The following is a 1,519-nucleotide window of genomic DNA, read 5'->3' as shown; positions in this document are numbered from 1 at the left end:
CGGTGCCCGTCCCCTGCCGGTGGTGCCTGCGTGCGGCATCGGCTGGGGAGTGTGCCCGGAGCATGGGGCGACGCTCACGGCCGAGGCCGATGGCCACACCCGATGTGCGCACTGCAACCGCCGCTGGCCTGATGATCGGCTGAACCTGCCGTGCCCGGAGCCGATCACCCGGACGGAGGAGGCCCGGCATCTCATGCGCACGGGCATGTGCTCAGGCCACGCGGTCGCGCTCGCCGCGGTGTACGGCATCGAGACCGAGCCGCTCCGACCGGGCCGGCCTGTCCCCGAAGCGGGAACCTGGGACCATGGCCGTGAAGCTGGCCGCTACGTGCGCGACCACTACCGGCTTCCCGCCGCCAAACGGCACGCCCGCATCACCGTGGACGGCAGATCCGGAACCATTCTCGGCTTCCGCGGCGGCTACCTGTTGGTTCGCTTCGACGCCGATCCGGACCGCCGCGTCCTGTGTCATCCGATCGCCGGCGTCAGCTACCCGGCCAGCGGGCAGCCCGGCCCGGCACTGACCGCCGGGAGGCCCGTCCGCCGGCATGACGGAGGAAGACCATGACCGGACGTCCGCCCCGGCTGCACCGGGAGCACGCCGTCGCCCTGCTGCTGCCCCGACCGGCGGGACAGAGCGAGCGCACGGTGCTCACGCTCACCAGCGACGGGACCTTCAGTTATGCCACTGCGGAGGCCGTGCTGGCTGGAGAAGCCGGACGCCTCGTACTCACCCGCGCCGAATTGCTCGACGCGGGGATTCGCGTGCTCCCCGGCACTGGCGGCCGGCTCGCCCCCGGCTGTGCCGCGCGGCTGGACGCCGTACTCGCCTACCTGAACGAAGAGCTGGCCGACGAGCACCTGTCCAGCGCGTCGGCGCACCGGCGCAAGGGGCTGGCTCGACAGAGCCCACGAGCTCCCGAGAGCAAGGATGTCGACAATGAAGGCTGACGACATCGCCGAGGCGGGCGAGGTTCTCCGCGACCACTTCGTCGACTTCGAGGTCGACCCACGACTCATCGAGCAGGTGCTCACCGCTCACCCTGATCTCCTCGTGGTGGCCAGCGCGTGGGGCTGGGACGATACCGAGGCGCGCTCGCAACTCGCCGACGCACTCGCCCGGACTCTGCTCGACAGGTCGTGGCCGACCTATGGCCAACCCCGGGATCTTGAGTCGTTCCGCGAGGAACTGCGCGCGGCGCACGCGCGCTGGGTGCTGCACCCTAAGGCGGAGTCGCCCCGTGCCGACGACCCGGCGGACGCGTCGGCGGACTTGACCGACGACCTCAGCGGTGACCGGCAGCGACTTGCCCGCAGTCGCGCCGACCACGCGCTGCTGACCACGCTCCGCGATATCGACGACGGCCACCTGTCGCTCTGGGCGCGGGTCGCCCACCACGACAGCGCCACCGGCGAACAGCTGGCCGAGCCGAAGGTCCTGCGCATCACCCCGGACCGGCAGCCGCACCCCGGCGTGCCCGACGCCCAAGGCACCTGGTGGACCCTGCTGTTCGCACTC

At 71.7% G+C, this 1,519-nt stretch carries 3 protein-coding genes; all 3 read left to right on the top strand.

Going from position 1 to position 1,519, the window contains the following annotated elements; all coding sequences use genetic code 11:
- Positions 1 to 568, top strand: a 568-nt coding sequence (locus AB0J09_RS64515) for a hypothetical protein (RefSeq protein ID WP_360714358.1), incomplete at its 5' end; no start/stop codon positions are given.
- On the top strand, positions 565 to 951 hold the full coding sequence (locus AB0J09_RS64510; protein ID WP_360714356.1) for a hypothetical protein: 387 nt from the start codon (positions 565 to 567) through the stop codon (positions 949 to 951). The genes AB0J09_RS64515 and AB0J09_RS64510, both read left to right, overlap by 4 nt.
- Positions 941 to 1,519 (top strand): hypothetical protein (locus tag AB0J09_RS64505; protein ID WP_360714354.1); only part of this gene is annotated, 579 nt, incomplete at its 3' end. The genes AB0J09_RS64510 and AB0J09_RS64505, both read left to right, overlap by 11 nt.

It is taken from the genome of Nonomuraea sp. NPDC049784 (genome assembly GCF_040659615.1).
GTDB lineage: Bacteria > Actinomycetota > Actinomycetes > Streptosporangiales > Streptosporangiaceae > Nonomuraea.
This window is presented reverse-complemented; position numbering and strand designations above follow the sequence as displayed.